The sequence below is a fragment of the Actinotalea sp. genome (genome assembly GCF_041597215.1).
In the GTDB taxonomy this organism is placed as follows: Bacteria; Actinomycetota; Actinomycetes; order Actinomycetales; family Cellulomonadaceae; genus Actinotalea.
The window spans coordinates 1-7,780 of record NZ_JBFHHB010000155.1 but is presented as its reverse complement, the minus strand read 5'-3'; the positions used below and the strand labels follow the sequence as shown (position 1 = coordinate 7,780).

Genomic DNA, 7,780 nt, shown 5'->3' with positions numbered 1-7,780 from the left:
GGGGTGCGCGGTCCGGTGACCTCGACCTCGAGCAGGTCGCCCACGCGCCACCGCTCACCGATCTCGGCGTCGTCCACGGGTCCACGCACGCGCAGGTTCTCGCCGAACAGGCCCGGCGTGATCTCCCGCCCCAGCTCGGCGGCCCAGTGCTCGGCCTCGGCCTCGTCGACCGCATAGACGGCCTTGTCCGGGCCGCCGTGGTGCCGGCGGCTCGCCTGGACGTCACCGCGGACGCCGAAGGGACCGACCGCGACGGGACCGTCGACCGGCTGCTTGTCGATCGCCGTCACGCCCTCGGGGCTCTCGTCCCCGTGCAGCGCGGCGACCCGGCAGACATGCGTGACGATGCCGAGCCCCGTGGCGGGGCCCGCTCCCGTCCCGGAGGCCATGACGCTCACTTCTTCTTGTCGTCCTTGCTGCCCGCATCGGTGGAGAGCGCGGCGATGAACGCCTCCTGGGGGACCTCGACTCGGCCGATGGTCTTCATCCGCTTCTTGCCCTCCTTCTGCTTCTCCAGCAGCTTGCGCTTACGGCTGATGTCTCCGCCGTAGCACTTGGCGAGGACGTCCTTGCGCATGGCTCGCACCGTCTCACGCGCGATCACCCGGCTGCCGATGGCCGCCTGGATGGGGACCTCGAACTGCTGACGAGGGATGAGCTCACGCAGCTTGCCGGCCATCATCGTGCCGTAGGCGTAGGCCTTGTCCTTGTGCACGATGGCGCTGAACGCGTCGACCTGCTCGCCCTGGAGCAGGATGTCGACCTTGACCAGGTCGGCCGCCTGCTCCCCGACGGCCTCGTAGTCGAGGGAGGCGTAGCCGCGCGTCCTCGACTTGAGCTGGTCGAAGAAGTCGAAGACGATCTCGGCGAGCGGGAGCGTGTACCGCAGCTCGACGCGCTCGGCCGAGAGGTAGTCCATCCCCAGCAGCTCGCCGCGCCGGGACTGGCACAGCTCCATGATCGCGCCGATGAACTCGCTCGGCGCCAGGATGGTCGCCTTGACCATCGGCTCGCGGACCTCGCCGATCTTCCCGCCGGGGAACTCGCTCGGGTTGGTCACCCGGATCACCGAGCGGTCCTCCATCGTCACGTCGTACACGACGTTGGGAGCGGTGGAGATGAGGTCGAGGTCGAACTCCCGCTCGAGCCGCTCCCGCACGATCTCCAGGTGGAGCAGACCGAGGAACCCGACGCGGAAGCCGAAGCCCAGCGCCACCGAGGTCTCCGGCTCGTAGGCCAGCGCGGCGTCGTTGAGCTTGAGCCGGTCGAGCGCGTCACGCAGCACGGGGTAGTCCGTGCCGTCGATCGGGTACAGGCCGGAGAAGACCATCGGCTTGGGGTCGTGGTACTCGGCGAGCGCCTCGGCCGCGGGCTTGCCGGCGTTGGTGACGGTGTCGCCGACCTTCGACTGACGGACGTCCTTGACCCCGGTGATGAGGTAGCCGACCTCACCCACCCCGAGCCCCTGCGTCGGCACCGGCTCCGGGGAGATGACCCCGATCTCCAGAAGCTCGTGGTGCGCCCGGGTCGACATCATGACGATCCGCTCACGCGGGGAGAGGCGACCGTCGACGACACGGACGTAGGTGACGACCCCGCGGTAGGTGTCGTACACCGAGTCGAAGATCATCGCGCGGGCGGCGGCATCCGGGTCGCCCGTGGGGGCGGGGACCTGCTCGACGATCCGGTTCAGCAGGGCCTCCACGCCCGCACCTGTCTTGCCGGAGACCTGCAGGACGTCGGCGGGGTCCCCGCCGACGAGTCCGGCGATCTCCTCCGCGTACTTCTCGGGCTGCGCGGCGGGAAGGTCGATCTTGTTGAGGACGGGGATGATCGTGAGGTCGTTCTCCATCGCGAGGTAGAGGTTCGCGAGCGTCTGCGCCTCGATGCCCTGCGCCGCGTCGACGAGCAGCACGGCACCCTCACAGGCGGCGAGCGACCGGGAGACCTCGTAGGTGAAGTCCACGTGCCCCGGGGTGTCGATCATGTTCAGCGCATAGCTGCCGATCGCCCCGTCCGGCCCGACGACGCCCCAGGGCATCCGCACCGCCTGCGACTTGATGGTGATACCGCGCTCACGCTCGATGTCCATCCGGTCGAGGTACTGCGCCCGCATGGCGCGGGCGTCGACGACACCGGTCAGCTGGAGCATGCGGTCGGCGAGGGTCGACTTGCCGTGGTCGATGTGCGCGATGATGCAGAAGTTGCGCAGCAGCCCGGGCGGGGTGCTCGCGGGCTGGATCTGGGCGGCCTGGGCGGCGCTGAGGATCGGGGACAACGGGGGTGGGCTCCGGGTTCGTCGCGGCGGGACTACCTGTGATCGGCCTCTATGGTCCCATGCCGCCCGCCGCCCGCTCACCCGGCCCGACCACGACGCTCCGGGACGCCGCGACCCGACCCGCCGTACCCTCGACGAGAGGACCGGGACGCCGAGCGGAGGGGCTCACGATGGTCACGGGACGGCACCGGTGACACCCGAGGGCCGGACACCCGGTCGGGCCTCCCCCGCCTCGTGGACGACGTACCGCTCGTCGATCGGCGACAGGTCCGCGGTGTTCGCCGCGATCGCGCAGGCGTACGGGAGCACCCGCGCGCTCTACCCCGGCAGCTACCTCGACCTCGCTCCCTCGACGGCGATCGCCACAGTGACCTACGTCGACACCGACCGGCGGGCCGCCCGCTTCTTCGCGGACGAGGCCAGGGTGCGGGCGGAGCTCGAGGGCCGGACGCCGCCTGGGTTCACGCCGGAGGTGAGGTTCTGGCACCTCGACTACACCCGGCAGCTCCCGCTGCCCGACGCGGACGTCGACCTGCTCATCTCGCTGTACGCGGGGCCCGTGTGGGACCACTGCCACCGCTACCTCGCGCCGCGAGGGCTGCTCCTGGCCAACACCAGCCACGGAGACGCCTGCCTCGCCGCGCTCGACCCGCGACTGGAGCTCGTCGCAGCGGTGCACCACCGCGAAGGGAGGTACCGGCTCGACGACAGCGCGCTGGACGGGTACCTCCGACCGACGAGACCGGCGGACGCCGACCGGATCCGGGCGCAGGGGCGCGGCATCCGGTACACCCGGTCGGCCTTCGCCTACCTGTTCAGGCTGACCTGAGCCGCTGCCTGCTCGTGCCCGCTCAGGCCTCGCGGGTGATGCGCACCTGCACGTCGAGCAGCTGCGAGGCACCGCCCGCGAAGATCCCCCGTACCGGGGCGACGTCCTGGTACTCGCGACCGCGACCGAGCGCCACGTGGTGCTCGCCGACGTCGATGTCGTTGGTCGGGTCATGGGCCACCCAGTGGCCCACCCACCACTCGACCCACGCATGCGACTCACCCATGACGGTGTGGCCGATCTCCCCGTCACCCGCCGGGTGCAGGTACCCCGAGACGTACCTCGCGGGGATCCCCACCGAGCGCAGGGCGCCGACGGACAGGTGCGCCATGTCCTGGCACACGCCCTTGCGGGCCTCCCAGGCCTCGGAGCCGACCGAGTGCACGGCGGTGACGCCCGGCACGTACTCGACCGTCGAGTGCACAGCGGCGCAGATGCGTCGTGCGGTGCTGTCCGGGTCACCGGCGGCAGCGGCCTCGGCGGCGATCGCCGCGAGCGCCTCCGGGGGCGTCGTCGTGGGCGAGACCTCGAGGAACTCGGCCATCGTGTCGAGCGTCCCGGGCAGGCGCAGCAGGGCCCAGGACTGCGGGGCCGGCCGGGGCCGGGGGTGCACCTCGACGCGCGAGGTGGCCGTCAGCACGAGGCGGCTGTGGGGTTCCGAGCTCTCGAACGCTGTGGTCTGCGTGCCCCAGTAGTCGACGTAGTCATGACGCCAGGACAGGGGATCGATCCCGAGCGAGGCGGACAGCACCGTCTGGTCCCGGTCCGAGACGGGCAGCATCCGTGCCTCGTTGAAGGAGGCCGAGACCGGACGGTCGTAGGAGAACGTGGTCGTGTGCACCACGTGCAGTCGGCTCACAGCACACCTCCGGCCCACTGGGTCAGCGCCCCGGACGGGAAGTAGCGCTGCCTGATCGCGTCGCTCGCGGCGGAGCAGGCGCGTTGCACGTCGAGCATCCGTGCGGGGAGCTGCTCGATGAGCTCGGGGACGTCCCCGTACTCCAGGCTGGTCCGCGCGTGGCCGAGGGTGCGCCGCGCCCCACCCACCGAGGCCTGGTCGACGGCCGGGTCGAGGGAGTCCAGGCAGGACTGCGCCTGACCGAGCGCGTGCACGACCGAGCGCGGGAAGAGCCTGTCCGTGAGCAGGAACTCCGCAGCCGACTCGTCCGAGCCGAGCCCGCGGAAGCGACGCAGGTACGCCTCGTGCGCCCCGCAGGAGCGCAGCAGGGTCGCCCAGTCAGGGCCCGTGGTCCCGGCGAGGGCTCGCGTGGCGAGCAGTCGAGCGGTCATGTCGGCACGTTCGACCGAGCGGCCCAGGACGAGGAAGTTCCAGGTGTCGTCCCGGGAGATCGACTGGTCGACGATCCCCGAGACGAGCGCCGCGCGTTCCCGCACCCAGGTGAAGAAGCTGTGCGGCCGGGTGGGGGTCAGGTGGCTCGGCAGCTGGTTCCAGGTGCCGTTCACCGCCTCCCACAGCTCGGTGGAGATGACCTCCCGGGCTCGACGGGCGTTCTCCCGCGCCGCGGTGAGTGAACCGGCGATCGCCGACGGGGTCGAGCGGTCGAACGCGAGCTGGTCGAGAACGAAGCGCCGCCCGACGACGGTCGTGGCAGCCGGCGCCTCGCGGTTCATGACGGAGAGCAGGGTCCGGCAGACGAGGTCCTCCTCGGCCCAGGGGTCCTCGAGGATGGTCTGGACGTGCACGTCGAGCAGTCGGGCGGTGGCGTCGGCGCGCTCGATGTACCGACCGATCCAGAAGAGCGACTCCGCGATCCGGCTCAGCACGGCGCACCTGCCTCGTCCTCGACGAGTGAGGCGGACCCCGTCTCGCGCTGTTGCTGTTGCTGTTGTTGTTGCTGTTGCTCCGAGCGGTCGTCCGCCGGGCTCGCGTCGACGGGGACACCCTCACCGAAGGCCAGCGTGCGGGGCAGGTCGTGCGCCGAGGAGACCGGCGCGCTGCGCGAGCTCCCGAGCACCCAGGTGTCCTTGGAGCCCCCGCCCTGGGAGCTGTTGACCACCAGCTGTCCCTCGGGCAGAGCCACCCGGGTCAGGCCACCCGGCAGCACCCAGACGTGCTCGCCGTCGTTCACCGCGAAGGGTCTCAGGTCGACGTGCCGCGGCCGCAGACCACCCTCCACGAGGGTCGGCACGGTGGAGAGCTGCACGACGGGCTGCGCGATCCACCCACGAGGGTCGTGCCGGAGCCGGTCCCGCAGGGCCGCGAGCTCGGCTGCCGACGCTGCCGGGCCGACGACGAGGCCCTTGCCGCCCGAGCCGTCCACCGGCTTGACCACGAGCTCGTCGAGCCGGTCGAGAACCTCCGCGAGAGCCTCGGGCTCCTCCAGGCGCCAGGTGTCCACGCTGGCGAGGAGCGGCTCCTCCGACAGGTAGTAGCGGATCAGGTCGGGCAGGTAGGTGTAGACGAGCTTGTCGTCGGCCACCCCGTTGCCCACGGCGTTCGCGAGGGTCACCGTGCCCCGCCGCGCAGCAGCCATCAGGCCGGGCGATCCGAGCAGGGAGTCCGAGCGGAACGCGACCGGGTCGAGGAACTCGTCGTCGACCCGCCGGTAGATGACGTCGACGCGACGTCGGCCGTTGGTCGTGCGCATCCACACCCGGCCGCCCGAGCACACCAGGTCGCGGCCCTCGACGAGCTCGACGCCCATCGACCGCGCGAGCAGCGAGTGCTCGAAGTACGCGCTGTTGTAGACACCGGGGGTGAGCACGACGACGGTCGGCTCGTGCACGCCCTCCGGCGCGGCTGCCGTGAGGGCGGCCAGCAGCCGGCCGGGGTACTCCGCGACGGACCGGATCCGCAGGCTCGCGAACAGCTCGGGGAAGACTTGCGCCATCGCCTTGCGGTTGGAGAGCACGTAGCTGACCCCGCTGGGCACCCGGACGTTGTCCTCCAGCACCCGGAACGTCCCGGACTCGTCACGGATGAGGTCGATGCCCGAGACGTGCACCCGCACGCCGTTGGGCGGCTGGATTCCCTGCGCCGCGCGATGGAAATGGGTCGAGGAGGTCACCAGCCGACGGGGGATGACCCCGTCGGCGATCGCCCGTTGCGGTCCGTAGACGTCCGCGAGGAAGGCCTCCAGGGCCTTGACCCGCTGCGCGACGCCCGGGGCGACCGAGTCCCACTCCGCCTCGGTCACCACGCGCGGAGCGACGTCGATCGGGAAGGGCCGCTCCTCCCCGCCGATGTCGAAGGTGACGCCCTGGGTCAGGTACGTGCGGGCGAGGATCTCGGCCCGCCCGCGCAGCTCGGCCTCGGAGAGCTCACGCAGCGCCTCGTGGACGTGCCGGTAGGACGGCCGGACGTCGCCGGTCCGGTCGAACACCTCGTCCCACGCTGCACCGGCCGGATAGAGTCGAAGAGGTCTGCCATGACCGAACGGTAGGCCACGTCGTGTCACCGGCGCGTTTCGGCGCGCTGTCGGCAGGGGGTCGCCCACACCGCTCGTGGGCCCGATCGGACGCCGGCTCGGGCCCGTGTCGCCGCGGCGCACATGCCGCCCGCCGCCCGTCCCGCACCGCCACCGCTCCCCCCGCAGCGGCCCCGCTCGGTAGTCTCGCCCGGTGGCCACGCACAGCTGGAGCCGAGTCCTCGACGCCGCCCTGCGCCTCGCGGTCGACGCCGCGCGTACGGCACGCCGGAGCAGCAGGTCCCGCTCCTCGCGCGGCGCGTCCGCGACAACAGCCCGACCAACACCCCGACCGTCACCGACGGCCGCGGGTCCGGGCACCTCGACGGGGTACCCGGGCGACTTCACCGGTCGGGTGACGCCGGTCTACGCCCCCGACCTCGACGGCGAGCCCGACCCGGGAGAGGTCGTGTGGACCTGGGTGCCGTACGAGGAGAACGACGGCCGCGGGAAGGACCGACCCGTGCTGCTCGTCGGGCACGACGGTCCGTGGCTGCTCGGGCTCATGCTCTCCAGCCGCGACCACGACACGCGGCCCTCCCCGGCGGACGAGCGATGGATGGACGTGGGCACCGGGGCGTGGGACAGCAAGGGGCGACCGAGCGAGGTCCGGCTCGACCGGGTGCTGCGCATCGCTCCCGACGCCGTGCGTCGGGAGGGCGCCGTGCTCGACCGCGAGCGCTTCGCCCGGGTGGCGGCGGCCCTCTGACCGGCACCGGCGGGTGGCGCCGCCGAGGCAGTGGCCGTCCTCGTCGCTCGGCGCTGTCGCGCCGTCGCCGTAGGCCCCCGGCGACTGCTACTCTGGTCGCTCGCGTGTCCGCCCAGGTCGGCGGGCACTCGTCCGGTTCCTTCCCGCGGGTGTCCCCACGCCCCAGTCCCGGAGCCGGACACGCCCTCTACGACCTGTCAGATCGCTTCGGCGAACGCACAAGAGAGTCAATACGTGGCCAACATCAAGTCCCAGATCAAGCGGATCCGCACGAACGAGGCGGCCCGTCTGCGCAACAAGGCTGTGAAGTCCGAGCTCAAGACGCACGTCCGTCGCGTCCGTGAGGCCGTTGCTTCCGGCGACAAGGACGCCGCGGCGACTGCCCTGCAGTCCGCGTCGACCAAGCTCGACAAGGCCGTCAGCAAGGGCGTGATCCACGCCAACCAGGCAGCGAACCGCAAGTCGGCGCTGGCCAAGGCCGTCGGCAAGCTCTGACACCAGAGCACCTGCGACGACAGGAGGGCGCCGCCCCCCCC

The 7,780-nt window shown here is 71.7% G+C and carries 8 protein-coding genes; 3 read left to right on the top strand and 5 right to left on the bottom strand.

Translation table 11 applies throughout. From position 1 onward, the window contains the following. On the bottom strand, positions 1-389 hold a 389-nt coding region (locus ABWK99_RS11205), incomplete at its 3' end, for an MOSC domain-containing protein (RefSeq protein ID WP_372594786.1). 5 nt (positions 390-394) lie between these two features. Then, positions 395-2,278 (bottom strand): translation elongation factor 4, encoded by a 1,884-nt coding sequence (gene lepA, locus ABWK99_RS11200; protein WP_372594785.1) that lies wholly within the window; start codon positions 2,276-2,278, stop codon positions 395-397. Positions 2,279-2,468: 190 nt separating this feature from the next. Between lepA and ABWK99_RS11195 the strand changes: the two genes are divergently transcribed. Continuing rightward, complete coding sequence (locus tag ABWK99_RS11195; RefSeq protein ID WP_372594784.1) at positions 2,469-3,107, top strand: hypothetical protein; 639 nt, start codon at positions 2,469-2,471, stop codon at positions 3,105-3,107. A gap of 22 nt (positions 3,108-3,129) precedes the next feature. Here the strand turns inward: ABWK99_RS11195 and ABWK99_RS11190 are convergent, their stop codons facing one another. Genes ABWK99_RS11190 through ABWK99_RS11180 form a run of 3 tightly spaced genes read right to left on the bottom strand, consistent with a single transcriptional unit; the run spans position 3,130 to position 6,451 of the window. Next, entirely contained in the window at positions 3,130-3,966 is an 837-nt protein-coding gene (locus ABWK99_RS11190; RefSeq protein WP_372594783.1) for a transglutaminase N-terminal domain-containing protein, read from the bottom strand. Then, positions 3,963-4,892, bottom strand: a complete 930-nt coding sequence (locus tag ABWK99_RS11185; protein ID WP_372594782.1) for an alpha-E domain-containing protein — start codon at positions 4,890-4,892, stop codon at positions 3,963-3,965. Before ABWK99_RS11185 ends, ABWK99_RS11190 begins: the two co-directional genes overlap by 4 nt. Beyond that, positions 4,886-6,451: a circularly permuted type 2 ATP-grasp protein gene (locus tag ABWK99_RS11180; RefSeq protein ID WP_372594781.1), complete on the bottom strand. Its 1,566-nt coding sequence runs from the start codon at positions 6,449-6,451 to the stop codon at positions 4,886-4,888. Before ABWK99_RS11180 ends, ABWK99_RS11185 begins: the two co-directional genes overlap by 7 nt. A gap of 238 nt (positions 6,452-6,689) precedes the next feature. Between ABWK99_RS11180 and ABWK99_RS11175 the strand changes: the two genes are divergently transcribed. Both ABWK99_RS11175 and rpsT read left to right on the top strand, forming a co-directional pair. Next, positions 6,690-7,244 (top strand): type II toxin-antitoxin system PemK/MazF family toxin, encoded by a 555-nt coding sequence (locus ABWK99_RS11175; protein WP_372594780.1) that lies wholly within the window; start codon positions 6,690-6,692, stop codon positions 7,242-7,244. A gap of 234 nt (positions 7,245-7,478) precedes the next feature. Continuing rightward, on the top strand, positions 7,479-7,739 hold the full coding sequence (gene rpsT, locus ABWK99_RS11170) for a 30S ribosomal protein S20 (RefSeq protein ID WP_372594779.1): 261 nt from the start codon (positions 7,479-7,481) through the stop codon (positions 7,737-7,739). The last annotated feature ends 41 nt before the right edge of the window (positions 7,740-7,780 follow it).